21 protein-coding genes are annotated in these 18,820 nt (G+C 33.2%); 9 read left to right on the forward strand and 12 right to left on the reverse strand.

Annotated features, from left to right (window positions below):
- Nucleotides 1-40: 40 nt before the first annotated feature.
- From QLS65_RS02095 to QLS65_RS02140, 10 genes are all read right to left on the reverse strand, one after another.
- Nucleotides 41-559 carry a helix-turn-helix domain-containing protein gene (locus QLS65_RS02095; RefSeq protein WP_428831865.1) on the reverse strand — a complete coding sequence of 173 codons (519 nt, stop codon included), beginning with the start codon at nt 557-559 and terminating at the stop codon, nt 41-43.
- Between the two features lie 47 nt (nt 560-606).
- Complete coding sequence (locus QLS65_RS02100; RefSeq protein WP_282714929.1) at nt 607-1,335, reverse strand: DUF3347 domain-containing protein; 729 nt, start codon at nt 1,333-1,335, stop codon at nt 607-609.
- Between the two features lie 96 nt (nt 1,336-1,431).
- Nucleotides 1,432-2,241 carry a hypothetical protein gene (locus QLS65_RS02105; protein WP_282714930.1) on the reverse strand — a complete coding sequence of 270 codons (810 nt, stop codon included), beginning with the start codon at nt 2,239-2,241 and terminating at the stop codon, nt 1,432-1,434.
- Entirely contained in the window at nt 2,241-2,771 is a 531-nt protein-coding gene (locus QLS65_RS02110; RefSeq protein ID WP_282714931.1) for a heavy-metal-associated domain-containing protein, read from the reverse strand. Before QLS65_RS02110 ends, QLS65_RS02105 begins: the two co-directional genes overlap by 1 nt.
- A gap of 6 nt (nt 2,772-2,777) precedes the next feature.
- Complete coding sequence (locus QLS65_RS02115) at nt 2,778-3,248, reverse strand: TlpA family protein disulfide reductase (protein WP_282714932.1); 471 nt, start codon at nt 3,246-3,248, stop codon at nt 2,778-2,780.
- Between the two features lie 20 nt (nt 3,249-3,268).
- Nucleotides 3,269-4,129: a DUF3347 domain-containing protein gene (locus QLS65_RS02120; protein ID WP_282714933.1), complete on the reverse strand. Its 861-nt coding sequence runs from the start codon at nt 4,127-4,129 to the stop codon at nt 3,269-3,271.
- Nucleotides 4,130-4,283: 154 nt separating this feature from the next.
- On the reverse strand, nt 4,284-4,655 hold the full coding sequence (locus QLS65_RS02125; protein WP_282714934.1) for a hypothetical protein: 372 nt from the start codon (nt 4,653-4,655) through the stop codon (nt 4,284-4,286).
- Nucleotides 4,656-4,742: 87 nt separating this feature from the next.
- Complete coding sequence (locus QLS65_RS02130) at nt 4,743-5,087, reverse strand: phage holin family protein (protein ID WP_099714356.1); 345 nt, start codon at nt 5,085-5,087, stop codon at nt 4,743-4,745.
- 54 nt (nt 5,088-5,141) lie between these two features.
- Entirely contained in the window at nt 5,142-5,900 is a 759-nt protein-coding gene (locus QLS65_RS02135; RefSeq protein ID WP_282714935.1) for an alpha/beta fold hydrolase, read from the reverse strand.
- 105 nt (nt 5,901-6,005) lie between these two features.
- Complete coding sequence (locus tag QLS65_RS02140) at nt 6,006-6,719, reverse strand: pyridoxine 5'-phosphate synthase (RefSeq protein WP_282714936.1); 714 nt, start codon at nt 6,717-6,719, stop codon at nt 6,006-6,008.
- A gap of 114 nt (nt 6,720-6,833) precedes the next feature.
- On the opposite strand from QLS65_RS02140, the gene QLS65_RS02145 reads away from it, so the two are divergent.
- The 8 genes from QLS65_RS02145 (at nt 6,834) to murI (ending at nt 15,182) form a co-directional block, all read left to right on the forward strand.
- Entirely contained in the window at nt 6,834-7,493 is a 660-nt protein-coding gene (locus tag QLS65_RS02145; RefSeq protein WP_282714937.1) for a CBS domain-containing protein, read from the forward strand.
- A 78-nt stretch (nt 7,494-7,571) separates the two neighbouring features.
- A complete protein-coding gene (locus QLS65_RS02150; protein WP_099714352.1) occupies nt 7,572-8,456 on the forward strand; it encodes an NAD kinase in 885 nt (294 codons plus the stop codon).
- 168 nt (nt 8,457-8,624) lie between these two features.
- A complete protein-coding gene (gene porG, locus QLS65_RS02155; protein ID WP_282714938.1) occupies nt 8,625-9,308 on the forward strand; it encodes a type IX secretion system protein PorG in 684 nt (227 codons plus the stop codon).
- A 4-nt stretch (nt 9,309-9,312) separates the two neighbouring features.
- The gene (gene uppS, locus QLS65_RS02160) at nt 9,313-10,053 is read left to right on the forward strand and encodes an undecaprenyl pyrophosphate synthase (RefSeq protein ID WP_282710806.1); all 741 of its coding nucleotides are present in this window, start codon (nt 9,313-9,315) and stop codon (nt 10,051-10,053) included.
- The gene (locus QLS65_RS02165; RefSeq protein WP_282714939.1) at nt 9,986-12,715 is read left to right on the forward strand and encodes a BamA/OMP85 family outer membrane protein; all 2,730 of its coding nucleotides are present in this window, start codon (nt 9,986-9,988) and stop codon (nt 12,713-12,715) included. Before uppS ends, QLS65_RS02165 begins: the two co-directional genes overlap by 68 nt.
- A gap of 36 nt (nt 12,716-12,751) precedes the next feature.
- Nucleotides 12,752-13,771 (forward strand): OmpH/Skp family outer membrane protein, encoded by a 1,020-nt coding sequence (locus tag QLS65_RS02170; protein WP_282714940.1) that lies wholly within the window; start codon nt 12,752-12,754, stop codon nt 13,769-13,771.
- Between the two features lie 21 nt (nt 13,772-13,792).
- A complete protein-coding gene (locus tag QLS65_RS02175) occupies nt 13,793-14,293 on the forward strand; it encodes an OmpH/Skp family outer membrane protein (protein ID WP_099714348.1) in 501 nt (166 codons plus the stop codon).
- Between the two features lie 109 nt (nt 14,294-14,402).
- A complete protein-coding gene (murI, locus tag QLS65_RS02180; protein WP_282714941.1) occupies nt 14,403-15,182 on the forward strand; it encodes a glutamate racemase in 780 nt (259 codons plus the stop codon).
- 1 nt (nt 15,183) lies between these two features.
- Here murI and bamG read toward each other — a convergent pair whose 3' ends face one another.
- Complete coding sequence (bamG, locus tag QLS65_RS02185; RefSeq protein WP_282714942.1) at nt 15,184-16,419, reverse strand: BamG family beta-barrel-assembly machinery protein; 1,236 nt, start codon at nt 16,417-16,419, stop codon at nt 15,184-15,186.
- The gene (locus tag QLS65_RS02190) at nt 16,420-17,742 is read right to left on the reverse strand and encodes a DUF4270 family protein (RefSeq protein WP_282714943.1); all 1,323 of its coding nucleotides are present in this window, start codon (nt 17,740-17,742) and stop codon (nt 16,420-16,422) included.
- Between the two features lie 229 nt (nt 17,743-17,971).
- On the opposite strand from QLS65_RS02190, the gene QLS65_RS02195 reads away from it, so the two are divergent.
- Nucleotides 17,972-18,820, forward strand: a complete 849-nt coding sequence (locus tag QLS65_RS02195; protein ID WP_282714944.1) for a DUF6268 family outer membrane beta-barrel protein — start codon at nt 17,972-17,974, stop codon at nt 18,818-18,820.

The raw sequence follows: 18,820 nt of genomic DNA on the forward strand, positions 1-18,820 counted from the left end.
TTTTGACTTGTTGTAGAATTTTGGAAATGATTTGTAAATTTTACAATCCATCAATTTGCAATCTGTTATTTTCTTTTAATTGTTTAAAATGAGTTGGCGTTACGCCCGTGATTTTTTTAAACTGATTACTCAAATGTGCTACATCGCTGTAATTCAATTTAATTGCAATTTCACTTAAAGTTAATTCTTTATACATTAATAACTCCTTTACTTTTTCAATTTTTTGAGCAATAAAATAATGCTCAATAGTTGTGCCTTGAACTTCTGAAAATAAATTACTCAAAGTGCTGTAATCTTGCCCTAATTGCCCTGACAAATAGTGCGATAAATTGGTTTTTAATTCATTATTTTGATGGTGTACCAAATCAATAATTAGGCATTTGATTTTTTCTATAAGTATCGTTGTTTTATCTTCTAACAATTCAAATCCAAGCGATTGCAATTTAACTTCCAACTCTTGCTTTTGATTCTCCTTGAAATTTTCCAATAGTTCCACTTCCCCCAACTCCACCGAAACAGGAAAAATTCCAATCTTTTCGAGTTCGGATTTCACAACCATTTTACAGCGATCGCATACCATATTTTTGATGTAGAATTTCATCGTTATTAAATTGCTTCCACCATTCGGCCACAAGTTAACATCTCAGAACCATAATATGGATTTTTAACTTCTTTGGTTTCGCTTATCCAATAGCCATCTTTCCCTTCATTGTACATTGGGCAATAATCCTGATATAATTTTTGGTCTGTTCCAAAGGTTTTTATCAAATCATGTACATCTTTGCTCAACAGCGCAAAATATTCTCTTTGATGATCTATTTTCCCGGCGTTATCACCAATATGTTTCACATTTTTTTTAGCATTCTCGGCAATGTCATTGTACTTGTTTTTCAATTTTACATTTGAAATAGTATTCGAATTTACTTTGTCAAACGTGGCATACAACCCTTTTCCAGCATTAGCTGCGGCTTTAGAATCATCTTTCACCAATGCGTTTTTAAGCTTTAAATAACTGCTTACTATTTCATTAATTGTAAACGAATTTGCAGCAACAGTTTTAGTGGTTGCTACCGTATTTTCTGTTTCAACATCAGTCGTTACGGCATCATTTTTTTCCGCCTTTGGCATTTGCGCCACTTTCTCTGATAGTTCCATTCCACATTCCGAACATTCTGCTCCTTTTTCACCGGTAACTTCAGGATGCATTGGACACGAATACAATTCCGATGTCGTTTTGGTTGCAAGTGGTTTGTCAGCTTCCGTTTCTTTATTTTTTTGGTTACAAGAAACCGACACTAATGCTAATGTGATTATTGATAAGATTGTATTTTTCATTTAATGAATTATTAATTGTTAATTATTGTAGCAAATTGCTGTATTATTTGACGACTGCTTTTTTGAAAATTCAAATGAGAATGATTATCATTTGTATCATTTTGAAACATTGAAAAAGTTATATTCTAAGTTCAGATAAAATCCATTGGGCGCAGAACGCAGCATAGAACTGTATAATTCTTGTCTGTATGCCACATCAATCCGTGCTTGACTGTTTACAATAAATTGAATGGAAGGCACAATATCCAAATATGATTTCCCATTTTCGTTTAATGTCTGCCCAACAAACTCAAGCATTGTATTAATATTTGTTTGCTTAAAATTAGTGTATTTTTTTGGATACATCAATCTTCCTAACGATACTGTATAATTGGTAGCGTTATCACTTTGTGTTGTTGGAAATCTGTAATCCGGTTTATTATCGAATGCTTTTTCAAAACTGACAGAAGCACTTATGGCTACCTTTTTTATAAGCTGGGTAGCAACAATTCCCGTTTCAAAACCAGTATTATGCCCAATGATTTCTATCTGTTCCTGATGGATATCGGCATTATTAAAACTATATCTTCCAAATGCTGCCATCCTGAAATGACTATGCAAATCATCCGTGGACAGGAAACGATATTTAGTATAAAAACTGGCGCCTTCAGTAACCAATTGATTGCTTCTATTACTAACAAACATTGATGTTCTCACCATCAAATTTTTATTGATGCCCCACGTAACTTCGGGCATGAGATGATAACTATATCCTGATTTCATTTGTTCCTTAAAAATGGATTGTCCCAAACGAATTCCTAATGAACCCGCAGGAACATTGCTTGCCGGATCAGTAACCACAAAAAGTTCCTGAGCCGATATTCCTTGAATAAGAAAAAACGAAAATGCGATTAAAAACTTCCTCATTAAATTACAGTTTTGATATGGTAATCATCTTCGTTATCCAATGGATATGACGCTGTTTTTGAAAACGTTTTAAGCAGTTTTTTATGCTCTTTTTGAGTTACATATCCTTTGTCATAAACCTTCAATTTGGTTTCACCGTTACTGTTTTTAAGTTCTTCATTCAATAAAACGAAAGTGGAACCGTTTAATGAAATGGTTTTATCTCCTTCGATCTTTAAGTTCTCTGTAGGTACCGTAATTACTAATGAACCAATAAAAAAACCTGCTTTTTCAACACCTTCTTTCAGTACTCTGGGCATTATTTTACTTTCTTTTTTAAAATAAACCGTGAAGGTATTTGTGTTCAAATCAGTACTCACACTGTCCACACCAACGGTTGCTTTCAGTTGTTTGTTTATCGCATTGGAACACATAGAACACGTTAAACCTGTAGCAATTATTTCCGCTTTTGAGATTTGAGAATAAGATTTTATACTTGTTATTAAAAACAAACAAGCGATACTAATGAATTTTAAATTTATATTTTTCATTTTACTTTATTTTTTTATTTTCATTATTATTTCTTGCTCCGTTGGATTGATGGCAACTAATTTTCCTGATGCATCAAATAGATACGAATTAGGTAATGCTTCTACTCCAAAAAGCAGCGCAGATTTAGCATCAAAACCTTTAGCATCGATTAATTGCTCGTATGCCAATTTATCTTTTTGAATAGCATTCATCCACTTGGTTTTGTCCGTATCCAGCGATATTCCAACAATTTCGAAGTTGTCATTTTTATATTGATTGTATAAAGGAGCCAGCTTTTTATTAGCCAGTCTACAAGGCGCACACCAAGAAGCCCAAAAATCAATTAAGACCGTTTTACCTTTGAAAGAAGTCAAATTTATTGTTGCTTCTTTATTATTTTTAAGTTGAAAATTAGGCAGGCTGTCTCCAATTTTCATTTGTGCAGTTGCAGTTGAAATACTGATTATTAAACTGAATAGTAGCATTATCTTTCTCATTTTATATTCCTTTTATACAGTTATTGAATCGTTTCAACCGTTTTTCCGCAAGTCATCATTTGTGAACCATAATAGGGATTTTTAACCGCGTTCTCTTTACTCAACCAGTTTGCGCCTTTACCGTCATTAGCCATCGGACAAAACTGAAGGTAAACCGGAGTTTCGTACTTAGCCACTTTTATCAATTCGTACATTGATTTTGAAAAAGGAATAAAAATTTCTCTTTGACGTTTGATGTCTTGTGTTTCCGAAATATTCTTGGCTCCAGCCCTTAAACCGTTCATTTCTTTCATCCAAACGATGTGAACATCCATAGCAAGATTGTTCATTTTCACTCCATTTAATGCTGTCAAAAGGTCTTTCGCAACAGTAGCGGCAGCTTTTCCGTCTGTTTTTACCAAAGCATCTTTCAATAAGAAATAGGTATCAAAAACAACTTTTAATTCCGTATCCACTTGTTGTTTTACAACTGCAGCGTGGTTTGCATGATTTTCTGCAGTAGCGCTTTCCATCTTCATCTCTGTTGAAACGGCTACTTTTGCTTCTCTTTCATATTGACAACAGCCATGTAATGCATCGTAAGTATCATCCGGGGCAAGAAATTTATCGCTGTCGTAACCGGCTAAAGCAATGCGTTTCAAGATTTCGTCCTGACTCGTTTTGGTCGAATCATACGTAAGTGTTGCTATTTTGGAATCTTTATCCCACTCGACTTTCGCTACTTTTTTCAGGGTTCCGGCAGTTTCTATCTTGTTTTTACACATGTCACAGTTTCCGTATATTTTTACTGTTTCTGTTGTAGCATTTTTAATTTGCGCGCTTGCAATTGTAACTGAAAGCAATAGTGTTATTGCCATCAATATTTTTTTTATTGAGTTCATTGTATGAATAATTTTGAGGTGAATTAGTCGCAAAAACATTGAAAACAATAGCGCATTTCGCTACATTTCAAATTGTATTCGACTAAAATTTAATGATTGTAAAAGCATAAAATGCTTTGAAATAGACAGTCTTTTGGCTGTCAGAGAAAGGAATTTAGCTTATTTTAGGTGGAAGCCAAATAGAACGGAAATCTGAAGAAATAAAGATTTCTGAGTAATAGTAATTTTGTTTTTCAGTAGAAAAACTAAAAAGTTGATTATTTAATTCTGTATAAGATAACGAAGTCATCCCTAAATAGACGGTTGAACTGCTGCAAGTAACATTTTTACAAGCACCATTACAACCTTCATGAGATTTCTCTTTTGAAGACTGTTCTTTTTTACAACATTCTTTTTTATCCTTTTTTGAAGAGGATTCTTTTTTGCAACACGCCTTCTCCGTTTTTGTTCCACATGCAAAAGCCACGCTTGGTATCATAAAGAAACCAAGCATAACTAATAGCACTATGTAAAACTTTTTCGACATTGTTTATCTTATATAGAAGCACAAAGGTATAAAATTATACAAATACTGTAAATTAATTCATTCACAAATACATGTTAAAACAATTCCTTATTTTCCTTCACCTAATATTCCATTCATTATGGACTGTAATAATGACAAGATGATACTAAAGAATAAAGCGGTCCAAAAGGTATCTACACTAAATCCGCCCACAATTTTCGTACACAACAAAATCATTAATGCATTAATTACCAATAAAAACAATCCTAAAGTAATGATGGTAACCGGCAATGTAAGTATTACCAATATTGGCTTGATAAATATATTAAGTAACCCCAGAACAATTGCTACGATTAATGCTGTAGTAAATCCTGCTACATGAACCCCCGGCATAAAATTCGCAATTAGCAATACTAAGCCCGAAGTGATAAGAATTTTGATCAGTAAATTCATAGATTTTTGTTTTAAAATTTTAATAAATGTAGTGAAAATTTAAAATTATCACGTTTATTTCAAAAAAGAACTTACTTTTTGGTAAAACTCAGTTGGGTTTTCGGCATGAAGCCAATGCCCTACATTCGGAATCGTTTCGATGCTTGAATCAGGAAAATGTTGTTTTATATTTTCGAAATCACTGTCCAAAATATAATTAGATTTTCCTCCGCGAATAAAAAGAGTTGGCTTTTCAAAAATTGAATTCTCCGGTAACGGAACTCCTATTTCATCCATTTTATGATTAAATACTGCCAAATTGAATCGGAAAGCAAGTTGTCCCGGCTCTAGCCAAAATAAATTTTTCATTAAGAATTGTCTGGTTCCAAAATCAGGAATATACTTTTCCATAATTTCTTCGACATCACTTCGGCTTGGTTTTTTTGAAAAATCAACGGCGTTCAATCCTGCCAAAATATCCTGATGATGTTGCGGATAAAATTTTGGTCCAATATCAGCCACAATTAATTTACTTACTAATTCCGGATGCGCCGTTGCCAAAAGCATCGCTACTTTTCCACCCATCGAATGACCAATGATGTTGATGTTTTCTAAATTATGAGCTTGGCAATACTCGTAAACATCCTGCGCCATGATTTCATAACTGAACTCTTCTGAATGCAAACTTCGGCCGTGGTTGCGTAAATCGAGAATATGAACTTGAAAATCAGTCGCAAATTGCGTTCCGAGTGTTTTCCAATTATCGGACATTCCCAAGAATCCGTGGAGGATTAAAAGCGGTTGCCCTGAGCCTTCTATTTTTGAAAAAAGCATATGGTTTTAGATTTTAACGTTATAATTTAAATTACAAACCATTAAGAAATTAAGGTCATGAAGCTTTTGACTTCATCTATCTTAATTTCTTAATGGTTTAAAAAACTATTTTAATTTTTGCAAATACATATTCACCACATTATCCAATCCCAGATAAATGGCTTCAGAAATTAACGCGTGACCGATAGAAACTTCGAGTAATCCCGGAATATTTTGTTTAAAAAACTGAATGTTATCCAAACTCAAGTCGTGACCTGCGTTGATTCCTAATCCAAGTTCGTTTGCCAAAACTGCTGATTGTGTGTACGGCAAAATTCCGTTTTGATTTCCTAAACTGTATTGATGTGCAAATGATTCGGTGTACAATTCGATTCTTTCAGTTCCAATTTTCTTCGCGCCTTCAATCATTTCGAGAATAGGATCCACAAAAATGGAAGTTCTGATTCCGTTGCGTTGAAATTCCTGAACGATTTCGGTTAAATAAGAAGCGTGTTTTATGGTATCCCAACCCGCATTAGAGGTTATGGCATCGATTGCATCCGGCACCAAAGTGACTTGAGTTGGTTTTATTTCGAGAACAAGATCGATAAATGTTTGCTCTGGATTTCCTTCAATATTATATTCGGTGTAAACGATAGACTTTAAATCTCGCGCATCTTGATAGCGAATGTGACGCTCATCCGGACGGGGATGAATGGTAATTCCTTCGGCACCAAACTTTTGAATATCGGTGGCTACTTTTAATAAATCGGGAACATTTCCTCCGCGAGCATTTCGCAAAGTAGCTATTTTATTGATGTTTACACTTAACTTTGTCATTAGAACACTTTTTGATTTAGATACTAGTATTTACTTGGAGCAAAAATACAAAGTAAAACTTAGGAGATTTTGCTTATTTTTGATTATTTTGCATGAAATATTGCCGATTGATTTATGACAGAAATTACAGAATATATTACCAATGACTTTAAAGCGATTGACAGCCACGATTCTATTGCGGCTATTCAAGACTTTTTTAGTGAGTTACACTTTTCACATTTTCCAATTGTTGAAGAGGGCGTTTATATTGGCAGTATAGCATCCGAAGATATAGAGACTTTTGACAGTGATAAAAAAGTAGGGGATTATCGCTTTACTCTTGAAGGATTTTTTACCAGAACAAATACGATGTGGCTGGATGTTTTAGAAGTTTTTGCAAAAAACCACACCAATTTAGTTCCCGTTTTGGACGAAAACAATACCTATGTAGGATATTATGAAATAGAGGACATCATGAAATTTTTTCATGAAACCCCTTTTTTAAAAGAACCTGGCGGAATCATTGTTGTTAAAAAAGGAGTTTTGGATTATTCGATGAGTCAAATTACTCAAATTATAGAAAGCAATAACGGAAAACTTTTAGGACTTTTCATATCGGAAGCGGATGTTGAGAGTGTTGAAGTTACTTTGAAAATAACTTTGGGCGCCATGAATGAAATCATACAAACTTTTAGAAGATACAATTATGAAATCATATCAGAACATCAAGAAGACAATTATATCAATAATTTAAAAGAGCGCTCTGACTATTTAGACAAATACCTTAATATATAGTTTTGGTTTAACCGATTATTTGTTTAATCGATTAAATGCTAAAATAAACATATCAACATTAAACGATTAAACAAAAAGATGAAAGTAGCTATCTACGGTCAATATTATCAAAACAGTACAGAACCCATCATAAATGACATCTTTGTTTTTTTTAACAAAAACAATGTAGAGATGATTATTGAATCTCATTTTTTGTTGATGCTTAATGAACGGAAGATTGTAGAAAAAAAATACAAAACTTTTACATCCCATACGGAACTTGACTCCAGTTTTGATATGCTGATAAGTATCGGCGGAGACGGAACCATACTAAGAGCCGCAACATTGGTAAGAGATTCCGGCATTCCCATTTTAGGTATAAATGCTGGAAGATTAGGTTTCTTAGCCTCTGTACAAAAAGAGAATATTGCCTCGTTTATGCAATTTGTTCTCGATAAAAAATACACGATTTCTAAACGAACTTTACTGAGTTTAACGTGTACTCCACCAAATGAATCCATTGACGCCATTAATTTTGCCATGAATGAAATTACGGTCAGTCGAAAAGACACTACTTCGATGATTACGATTGACACGTACTTAAATGAAGAATATTTGAATTCCTATTGGGCCGATGGTTTAATCATTTCAACACCAACAGGATCTACAGGATATTCCCTCAGCTGCGGCGGTCCCATTTTGACACCTGACGTAAAAAGCCTGGTTATTACTCCTATTGCCCCTCACAATCTTACCGCAAGACCACTTGTAGTTCCCGATGAAACTGAAATCCGACTGAAAGTTTCGGGAAGAGAGGAATACTATTTAGTTTCCTTAGATTCCAGAGTTACCTCGGTAAAAAATGAATCAATTCTGACTTTAAAGAAAACTCCTTTTCAAATTAATATGGTAGAAATTACCGAAGAGACCTTTTTGAAAACACTTCGCAAGAAATTACTTTGGGGAGAAGACAAAAGGAATTAAATCATTTTAATCAAGCGCTATACGATTTTATCAATTTTCCCCGTTTTAGTTAAACTAATACTTAATTAGTGTAGGTTTAGTAGTTAATTATTAAAAAAACACACATTTAACTGAATGGGTATTGAATCGAATTGATAATTATTATATTTGCACGCAATTTTTGATTAAATGAACAAAATTTTTTATTTATTTTTTTGCTTTTTCCCTTTAATGGTTACCAACGCTCAGATACATGAGGTCGGTGTTTTTATAGGCGGAAGTAATTTTATAGGAGATGTTGGCCCTACTACATATGTTTCGCCAAACGAACCTGCATTTGGATTGCTATATAAGTGGAATAAAAGTGCCAGACATGCTTACCGATTTTCTTACACGCAATCAAAAATCGTTTCAAATGATTTAGATTCAAAAGAAGCCGGCAGAAACCAAAGAGGCTATCGCTTTGAAAACGGCGTAAAAGAAGTATCTTTAGGCCTTGAATTCAACTTTTTTGATTTTAATCTTCATGAATCCAGTACTAAAATAAGTCCTTATGTGTATTCCGGCGTAAGTTATTTTAGACACGATGAATTGTATGTATTGGACGGAGAAACTAAAAAAGATAAAAGCACAGGTTCATTTGCAATACCAATGACTATAGGAATAAAATCGAACATTAGTCCTCGTATAATATTGGGTGCAGAAGTTGGTGCAAGATATACTTTGACAGACAACATAGATGGAAATAATCCAGAAAATAAAAATCTAGAATCGCTTCGATTTGGAAATATAAATAATAACGATTGGTATGTTTTTTCAGGAGTTACTTTAACTTATACCTTTGGGAATAAACCCTGTTATTGTGCAGAATAAAAAAATGAATTTACTAGAGACTATCAACAAGAATAACTTGCCAAAACATTTAGCTATTATAATGGATGGTAATGGCCGTTGGGCAAAGCAACAGGGTCTTTTAAGAGCCTTAGGCCATGAAAGCGGAACAAAATCAGTTAAAGTGATAATCGAAGCGAGTGCTAAACTCGGCATCGAATTTCTTACTTTATATGCATTTTCGACTGAAAACTGGAACAGACCAAAACTAGAAGTTGAAACTTTAATGAAAGTACTCATCAACTCCTTGAAAAAAGAACTTGTAACACTCCAAAAAAACAACATCAAACTGAATGCTATCGGTAATTTAGAAAAATTACCAAAATCAGCGCAAAAAGAACTACTTGATGTTATTGATAAAACTAAAGACAACACACAAATGACATTGACTCTGGCGTTAAGCTACGGGTCCAGAGAAGAAATTGTCAGTGCAGTCAGAAACATCTGTAATAAAGTTAAAAATAATATAATTTCAATAGACACTATTGACGATTCCATTATTAATGAGCATCTTTACACGCAAAATTTACCTGACGTAGATTTATTAATACGAACAAGCGGAGAACATAGGATAAGTAACTTTTTGTTGTGGCAGATTGCCTATGCAGAATTATATTTTACTGACATATTGTGGCCAGACTTTAAAGAACAAGATTTATATGAGGCTATCATTAGTTATCAAAAAAGAGAGCGTAGATTTGGAAAAACAAGTGAACAAATTAAATAATTTTTTAGTGTTAAATAAAAGCATAAAAATAGTCCTTACCGTTTTGATTTTTGGAAGTTTTTCACAAGTTAAAGCTCAAGAAAGAGTTCCTTTTGATCAAGGAAAAAAATACATTTTAGCCGATGTAGCGGTGGTTGGAGATATCAGTTTCAACTCTCAAACCGTAGTTACTTTTTCAGGTTTACAAAAAGGACAAGAAATAACAATACCTGGCGAAGAAATTAGTGCTGCTATAAAAAAACTTGGAAAACTGGGTCTCTTTGATGAAATTTCATTTTATGTAAATAAAGTGCAGAATGACAGTATTTATCTTGATTTAAACATTGTAGAGTTACCTAAATTAAACCAAGTAAAATTTGTAGGCGTTAAGAAAACGAAGACAGAAGGTTTAATAAAAGACAACAGCTTAAATAAAGGTAAAGTAGTCAATGAAAACTTGATTACCACCACAAAAAACTACATCGAAAATAAATATAAAAAAGACGGTTTTTACAATACTAAGGTAAACATAAACACGGTTAAAGATACGTCAACCGTAAACTCTGTAAATATGCTTGTCAGTATTGACAAGGGTGAAAAGGTAAAAATTCAAAAAATTGATTTTGTAGGAAATACAAAAATGTCAGACAAAGCTTTGCGAAAAGCGATGAAGGATACGAAACAAAAAAATCCTATTCGAATTCTAAAAGCATCTAAATTTATAAAAGACAAATACAAAACCGATTTAGAAAAAGTAATTTCGGCTTATAAAGAAAAAGGATATAGAGATGCCCGAATACTTTCGGATTCGGTTACTTTTGACAAAGAAAAAAACGCACTATCCATTAAAATAAACGTAGAAGAAGGGAACAAATATTACTTTGGAGACATTAAATTTTTAGGAAATACAGTATACACGGATCAAGGATTAAGCCGAGTATTAGGTGTTAAGAAAGGAGAAACTTATAACGGTGTTTTGCTACAAAAAAGAATTGCAGACGCCTCAAAACCTGACGGAGAAGACATTGACAACTTATATAAAAATAATGGTTATTTATTTTCTAACATAAATGCGGTTGAGGTAAGAACAGCAAATGACACTATTGATTTTGAAATACGAATCACTGAAGGGCCAATTGCTTATTTTAACAAAATTACTGTTGTAGGAAATGACAAAACAAATGACCGTGTAATTTATCGTGAATTAAGAACAAAACCAGGAGAAAAATACAGCAAAGAAGAATTAGTAAGAACCATTCGTGAAATTGGGCAACTAGGATTTTTTGACCCTGAAGCTATCGATCCAAAGTTCAAAAATGTTGATTCAGGAGCAGGAACTGTTGATATTGAATACAATCTTGTAGAAAAAGGTTCGAGTCAAATTGAGCTTCAAGGTGGTTATGGCGGAGGTGGTTTCATAGGTACCCTTGGACTATCTTTCAACAACTTTTCTGCACGAAATATGTTCAACAAAGATGCTTACAAACCATTACCGATGGGAGATGGTCAAAAAGTTTCTTTACGTTTGCAAGCCAGTACATTCTTTCAGACTTATAGTGTTTCATTTTCAGAACCTTGGTTCGGAGGAAAAAAACCAGTACAATTTAGTAGCTCTATATCGTACAGTAAACAATTTTTAAATAATTTTGTTACACAAAGAGCTGATAAAACCAAAAGTTTTAACATCATGACATTGTCTGTTGGTTTAGCAAAAAGATTGACTGTTCCAGATGATTTCTTTGTATTGTCACAATCGTTAAGTTACCAACATTATGATTTGAATAATTACAATACCGGATTATTTACTTTTGGAGATGGTACATCTAGAAACTTTGCCTACACTGTTGGATTAACAAGAAGCAATAAAGGTGTGAATCCAATATTCCCAACATACGGATCGGAGTTTAGCATTTCAGCTAAATTAACCCCTCCTTATTCATTGTTAAACGGAATTAATTATTCGACATTAGGAGATAAAGAAGAATACAAATTAAAAAATACTGTTGACCGTTTAAATGTTCCAGATGCAAATGGTAACATTGTTCAAATAGGAGATTATATTGATACCGATGGAAATAAAGTAACTGACTTCAATCTTGCTGCTACAGACGTAAGTAAAGTAGATCAAGAGCGTTTTAAATGGTTGGAATATTACAAAATAAAGTTCAAAGCAGACTGGTATACAAAAATTTATGGTAAATTAGTACTAAGAACCTTAGCAGAATTTGGGTTCCTTGGAGCATACAATCAAGAAAGAGGAGTTGTTCCTTTTGAACGATTCTATCTTGGTGGTGACGGACTGGCAAATTACTCCATGGATGGAAGAGAAACAGTACAGTTGAGAGGATATCCTAATAACTCATTAACACCAGTAAATGAGGCAGGAGATCAAATTGGAGCTACTGTTTTTAATAAATTCTCAATGGAATTACGTTATCCGATAACATTAAAATCATCGGCTTCAATTTATGCATTGGCATTTATGGAAGCAGGATCATCGTTTAGGGATTTCAAAAGCTATAATCCTTTTGCCTTAAATCGTTCTGCTGGAATTGGATTGCGTGTATTTATGCCGGCATTTGGTTTATTGGGAATTGATTTTGGTCACGGTTTTGATACATTACCAGGACAAGCAAAAGCTAATGGATGGGAAACCCATTTTATCATTGGGCAACAATTCTAAAAAAATTGGTTTTAAATTTTCTAATACAGTACCGTTATGAGAAAACAATTTTTATATCTATTTTTAGCGCTAGTTGTTGTACAAACAGCTGATGCGCAAACCAGAGGGACTAAGCTAGGCTACATTGATATGGAATACATTTTACAAAATGTACCCGATTACACTGAAGCTAAAGCTCAATTAGAGCAAAAAGCTGAGAAATGGAAACTGGAGATTGATACTAAGAAAATTGAAATCAATAAATTGAAGGATGCCTTAAAAGCAGAAAGAGCTTTATTGACGAAAGAGTTAATTGACGAAAGAGAAACAGAAATTAATTTTCTTGAAAATGAAAATCTGGATTACCAACAAAAAAGATTTGGTGCCAACGGAGATTTGATGATACAAAAATCTGTTTTGGTAAAACCAATACAAGATCAAGTTTTTACTGCAGTTCAAGATATTGCAGAAAGATTAAAATATGATTTTATCTTTGACAAAACTTCTGACTTGACCATGTTATTTGCAGCGAAAAGATTTGACATCAGTGATCAAATTTTACGCACATTGAACAGGACAGAAAAAAGAGAGCAGTTGACTAAAAAACAACAGAAAGAAGAAGAGGCTAAAGAAAATAAAGAAGATGCATTGGATGAAAATCCAGCGTTGGCAGATAGACAAAAACTCTTGGATGATAAAAAAGCAATAAGAGATAAAGTAATCGCTGATAGAAAATTGCTTCAGGAGCAAAAGAAAAAAGAATTTGACGATAAAAGGAAACAAATTGCTGCTGACAGAGAGGCTAAAAAAAATGGCACGGTTTCTGCAAATGTTAAAATAGATGGCACAGCAACAGCCGCAAGTAACGATGCTGCTAAAGACAGTACGAAGCTAGCAGTTGAAGATGCCAAAGAAAAACAAGCGGCCGCAAAAGCAAAAACATTAGAAGATCGCAAGAAAGTTTTAGAGGATCGCAAGAAAGCATTAGACGAGAAAAGAAAAAAAATACTGGAAGACAGAGAGGCGATTAGAAAAGCTAAAGAAGAAAAATTAAAAGAAAATACAAACAAAAATTAATTATTAAATATTTTAAAAACGATGAAACAAATTAAAACTCTATTTATTGCTGCAATTTTTATTTTAGGAGCAAGCCAAACAATTAATGCACAAGCAAAAACTGCTCATGTTGATGTAAGTGAGATTATGACAAAAATGCCAGCAATGCTAGATGCTCAAAAACAATTGGATAAATTGAGTACTACGTATGATGCTGACTACAAAAAAATGGTTGAAGAATACCAAGCAAAATTGAAAAAATACGAAGCTGAAGCTGCTACAGTTACTGAAGCTGTAAATACTGAGCGTTCTAAAGAAGTTCAAGATATGCAAAAAAGAATTGTTGACTTTAGAGACAATGCTCAAAAAGAATTGCAACAAAAAGAATCTGATATCGTAAAACCATTAATGGAAAAAGTAAGAGCTTCTATTCAAAAAGTAGGAAAAGCTAAAGGATTCCAATATGTTCTTGATGGTTCTAGTCTTTTACTTGCTGATGGTCCAAACTTGACTATTGATGTAAAAAAAGATTTAGGTTTCTAAAAAAAATAGATACTCGCATAAAACTGCTCACCTTATCATAGGCTTGAGCAGTTTTTTTGTTTAAAATAAATTTTAGGAAATTCAAATTCCAGCATGTAACTTTGTTTTTATGAACAGCAATAATCAACCAATAGGAATTTTTGACTCAGGGATTGGCGGAACTTCCATTTGGAAAGCAATCCATCAATTACTGCCCAATGAAAAAACCATATATCTGGCAGACAGTAAAAATGCCCCTTATGGACAAAAATCTAAACAAGAGATTATTGCATTGAGTATGAAAAATACTGATTTCCTACTGGAGATGAACTGCAAATTAATTGTTGTAGCTTGTAATACCGCAACCACTAATGCAATACAAGAATTAAGAGCAAAATATGACGTTCCTATTATAGGCATTGAACCTGCTATAAAACCCGCAGTTACGCATTCTAAAACACAAATAATAGGAATCCTGGCTACTAAGGGAACCTTGAACAGTGAACTGTTCAACAAGACTACAGAGAAATACCAAGACACAAAAATAATTGAGCAAGTAGGTCACGGATTAGTGCAACTAATTGAAAATGGAGATATCGATTCACCAGAGATGACTGAACTACTTCACTCCTACCTGACTCCAATGATTGAAGCCAATATTGATTATTTAGTATTAGGTTGCAGTCATTATCCTTATCTGATTCCTCAAATCAAAAAAATTCTTCCGGAACACATTCAAATTATAGATTCTGGCGAAGCTGTTGCAAAACAAACACGAAATATATTACGTGACAAAGTAGGTTTTTCATCCGCAGAAAACAGTGAACCGGTTTTTTACACTAATACAAATCCCAAAGTTTTGACTGAAATTTTGGAAAATAAATATCTGGTTGAAGAAATAGCGTTTTAAGCTACTCAAATTTTCTTTTGACAAACCAAATACCGTCTAAACTTAAATTAAGAGACAATTTATGATAATTTTCTTTGATTAGTCCATCACTGATTCTACCTTTTTGACCAAAAGAATAGCTGATATTCAGTGCTGAAAACGTATTTTCAATGGGAAGTGAAACTCCAACCGAAAATGACATAGCATTAATTCTCTTATTATCAACTTCGAGGTAACCGGTATCATAATTGAATCCTGTTGAATATTGAATCCTATCAGAGTAGCTTCTTATATTATTTGGCTTACAGTAAGAAAACCCCAATGCAAACTTATCCTGGTTTACAAAATTTCCATACAAATCAGATTGATTGGTGCTATTCCACAACCCTTTTCCGTAATCAAGTGTCAGATTTAAGTTATTCTTAAAAACCTTGCTTAAACCCACTCCTATCTCTAATGGCATATAGTAATCATACGTATCCGATGCAACCTCTGACTCAATAGCCAAAGATCCTGAATTAAAAACTGAAGTTACGGATTGTACTTTAGTTGCATTTATTTTTGTGGGTGATTTCAAATTCATTCCCAAAGTAAAAGTAGAATCAACTTTGAACTGGCCTCCCAGAGATGCCCTGACGCCATTGTAATTTGTCTTTTTATAAATATTCGTTACCGAATTAGCAATACTATAATCTCTATCATCTGTAGTATTTCCAAAGAGAACAGAAGTAGAAAGCCCTAATGCTATTTTTTTACCAATTCTATAGCCATAGGAAACATCAAAATCATTCAATCCACCTGTTCCGGTAGCATTCAAAGTATAGTTTTCCTGGCTATCCTGAATTGGCAATGATAAATTAGATATTTTGAATGTAGAACTCGAATAAGGCTTCAGTGCCAAACTAAAAGCTGATTTTGGCGACACTGGAAAAGCAAAAGCAATATGTGAAAATTGAAGGTTATTCCGACTTTCTTTTTTTGAATTGTTTTCGTAACTCGACAAGATAGCTTTCCCTCCTATGTCAAACAAAAAGTGGTTTTGATACATGAACCCTAAAGAAGCTGGATTTAAATTGTTGATAAATCGATTTGAAGGCAGAGCTATACCCGAAGAACCTATTCCAGGAATCGAACCAAAATCTGAATCATATAAACTTCCTAAACCATACAATGAATATGGAGAACTGGAAATACTTTGTGAAAACGAAACTGTTGTTATAAAAAGAAACAAACCTAAGAATGCTATTTTATTTTTCATCTAATAAGAAATATAATAAATTTTCAATTGAATTTTGTTGTTGGCATTTTTCCGATCACCTAAAACCAGTCTGTCAACCGCTTTTGAAATACTGGGTAATGTGAGAATTAAGGAAGATCTAGCGTCTGATTCCTTTAGCATTTCAGCTTGTAAAAAAGCGCCAATCGAAATTTTATACCCAATATTCTCATTGAATTCATCACTTGTAGCATTTAAAAGTCCATAAACAGCCGATCCATCTACTGTATTTAGCGTTCCTTTGATTCTATTTAATTTATCCCCTACAAAAACACGCAAAGAATCCACTAAAGGATAAGCAATTGAATAGGTGTTAATTACTGGTTTTATGATTAATTCAGCATTTACAAGTGCCCCTTTTTCAGAGAGGTATTTCAATTGTTTTATGTTAGGAAAATCTACTCGGCATGCAAGTCCTGTCCCTGATTGAATGAAAGCTTTATTCCCCGTTTGTAAACTGGACAGCTTACTGGATGAAACAGGTAAATCCTGAATTTGTGTTCCAGTTCTATTCAAAGTAATATTATTAAATTGCTTGGAGACATCCAAAATAGAGAAGTTTTTAATCAATGAAGTTTCTGAATCGCCCTGGTATTTTGAATAATACAACCGCAGTACGCTAGACATATTGAAACCGACTATACTAGAAGAAGTTCCCGATGTTGACTTGATAACAAATCCTTTGAGATATTCTGTAAACTCATCAAAATCTGATATTTCAAGTTTTTTCAATTTTAGAAAAAGAGCATTCCCAAATTCATTATTCAGTTTCACAACTACGGAGTCCTTACTATTGGGTTTTGGTTTAAATGAAATGCTACCGAGACTTTGAACATCATAACTTAAGCTGGAATTATTGTAAAAACTATCATCTTCTGAGTTTGGTTTAACCTTTTGTGTCAATCTATGAATGCTGAGAGATTGCACTTTTGTTGTGTCTCCGTAGAAATACTTATCTTCTTTTAAAACCATTCTAATGGAATCGAACACATAATTTGGAGCATCAGTATCTGAACTCTCATTATACAGACTGTAACTTGTAGCTGACATTTGAAAATAACTGTCTGATTTTACTTTTCCAAAAACAGGATCGTCATAATTCCCTACCAAAATCCTACTCTGACTGGAGGTCACTAATGAATCATAATTAATGGTAGCAACATCAACAGTTACAGTATCAATCAATATCACTTTATTACTAACCGATAAATAATCAGAACCAACAACAAATTCTCCAGCGTCAACATCAGAATTACACGAAGTTATTATAAGTCCAAAAACCAGCAACAACAATACCTTATACATAAATGTTTTTTGAACAAATATATAGGAGACCACTTTATACCGCATAATAACATATACCGCCAGAAGTTTTGTGTCTATAAAATGGCGATTCTGGTCTACAATTAAGATCCTGTAGGTAATAATTCATTCGACCCTACAAATGCCCAGTTAGTCTATGAATTTGGGCGGTACATATATCTTCTTTTTTTTAATTGGATAACGTATCTACTTTTGAATCAATAAAAAAATTATGAGAATAAAGACTTTAGCAAATCTGTTGTTTATGATTACAATTCTTAATGTATCGGCCCAAAGCGGATATTCCTTAGAGTTAAATATAAAAACACAACCAACGGAGAAAATTACAATACATGAAACTGGAATTGGAGTAACTTTTTTTAAAAATATTGATTCGAAAAATAAAATAACCAACACCTTCAAGTACAAAAATATTGGAGTCGATTATTCATTAGAAAATTATGATTTACAAAATAGTCTGAATCAGTTTAACGGTTTCGAAAATGAATTTAAACTATCTCATCAACTAAACGGTGCTACAAAACTGAATTTAGAAATCAATCCAACAGTTAATTTTGAGAGTAATATTGGACTTTCTGATGTATCTCTTTTAGGTGGCTTAGAAATAACTCATTCTTTCAATCGCTCAAATGCAATCAGCATTGGAGTAAAAAGGATGATACTTTTTGGCAAACCGGAAACACTGCCTACTTTTTCTTTTTATCATCAAATCAGCCCTAATGCGTTTGTTGAAGTTGGCTTTCCAAACTCCACATTCTCGTATTCAAATAACACACGAAATAGTTTCAGTTTGACAAATAGTTTCAATGGAAATTTTTACAACCTAGACAAACCTGAAGTTCTTGACCATTTGAATGCAGCTACAAAAGTGAGCTTTTCACAAATGACTTCGGCATTGGAATATGAAAGAAATATGGATTCAAACTGGTTTGTTAGTTTAAAAGGAGGCTATGAATTTAACAAAAAATACAATCTAACAAACAACAGTGGCGACTCAAAACTTGATTTTAACAGCACTAACGGCTACATTTTTAACATTGGAATAAAATACAAACATTAA

Origin of the sequence: Flavobacterium algoritolerans, assembly GCF_030010385.1 — a bacterium.
In the GTDB taxonomy this organism is placed as follows: domain Bacteria; phylum Bacteroidota; class Bacteroidia; order Flavobacteriales; family Flavobacteriaceae; genus Flavobacterium; species Flavobacterium algoritolerans.

Bases quoted from the DNA above. Each gene is read 5' to 3' on its own strand.
- uppS (WP_282710806.1), top strand. From the start codon at position 9,313: ATGAATTTACTAGAGACTATCAACAAGAATAACTTGCCAAAACATTTA.
- QLS65_RS02130 (WP_099714356.1), bottom strand. From the start codon at position 5,087: ATGAATTTACTGATCAAAATTCTTATCACTTCGGGCTTAGTATTGCTA.
- QLS65_RS02115 (WP_282714932.1), bottom strand. From the start codon at position 3,248: ATGAGAAAGATAATGCTACTATTCAGTTTAATAATCAGTATTTCAACT.
- bamG (WP_282714942.1), bottom strand. From the start codon at position 16,419: ATGAAAAATAAAATAGCATTCTTAGGTTTGTTTCTTTTTATAACAACA.
- QLS65_RS02095 (WP_428831865.1), bottom strand. From the start codon at position 559: ATGGTTGTGAAATCCGAACTCGAAAAGATTGGAATTTTTCCTGTTTCG.
- QLS65_RS02125 (WP_282714934.1), bottom strand. From the start codon at position 4,655: ATGTCGAAAAAGTTTTACATAGTGCTATTAGTTATGCTTGGTTTCTTT.
- QLS65_RS02150 (WP_099714352.1), top strand. From the start codon at position 7,572: ATGAAAGTAGCTATCTACGGTCAATATTATCAAAACAGTACAGAACCC.
- QLS65_RS02170 (WP_282714940.1), top strand. From the start codon at position 12,752: ATGAGAAAACAATTTTTATATCTATTTTTAGCGCTAGTTGTTGTACAA.
- QLS65_RS02100 (WP_282714929.1), bottom strand. From the start codon at position 1,335: ATGAAAAATACAATCTTATCAATAATCACATTAGCATTAGTGTCGGTT.
- QLS65_RS02145 (WP_282714937.1), top strand. From the start codon at position 6,834: ATGACAGAAATTACAGAATATATTACCAATGACTTTAAAGCGATTGAC.
- QLS65_RS02135 (WP_282714935.1), bottom strand. From the start codon at position 5,900: ATGCTTTTTTCAAAAATAGAAGGCTCAGGGCAACCGCTTTTAATCCTC.
- QLS65_RS02105 (WP_282714930.1), bottom strand. From the start codon at position 2,241: ATGAGGAAGTTTTTAATCGCATTTTCGTTTTTTCTTATTCAAGGAATA.
- QLS65_RS02175 (WP_099714348.1), top strand. From the start codon at position 13,793: ATGAAACAAATTAAAACTCTATTTATTGCTGCAATTTTTATTTTAGGA.
- QLS65_RS02110 (WP_282714931.1), bottom strand. From the start codon at position 2,771: ATGAAAAATATAAATTTAAAATTCATTAGTATCGCTTGTTTGTTTTTA.
- QLS65_RS02190 (WP_282714943.1), bottom strand. From the start codon at position 17,742: ATGTATAAGGTATTGTTGTTGCTGGTTTTTGGACTTATAATAACTTCG.
- QLS65_RS02195 (WP_282714944.1), top strand. From the start codon at position 17,972: ATGAGAATAAAGACTTTAGCAAATCTGTTGTTTATGATTACAATTCTT.
- QLS65_RS02165 (WP_282714939.1), top strand. From the start codon at position 9,986: ATGAGGCTATCATTAGTTATCAAAAAAGAGAGCGTAGATTTGGAAAAA.
- QLS65_RS02140 (WP_282714936.1), bottom strand. From the start codon at position 6,719: ATGACAAAGTTAAGTGTAAACATCAATAAAATAGCTACTTTGCGAAAT.
- porG (WP_282714938.1), top strand. From the start codon at position 8,625: ATGAACAAAATTTTTTATTTATTTTTTTGCTTTTTCCCTTTAATGGTT.
- murI (WP_282714941.1), top strand. From the start codon at position 14,403: ATGAACAGCAATAATCAACCAATAGGAATTTTTGACTCAGGGATTGGC.
- QLS65_RS02120 (WP_282714933.1), bottom strand. From the start codon at position 4,129: ATGAACTCAATAAAAAAAATATTGATGGCAATAACACTATTGCTTTCA.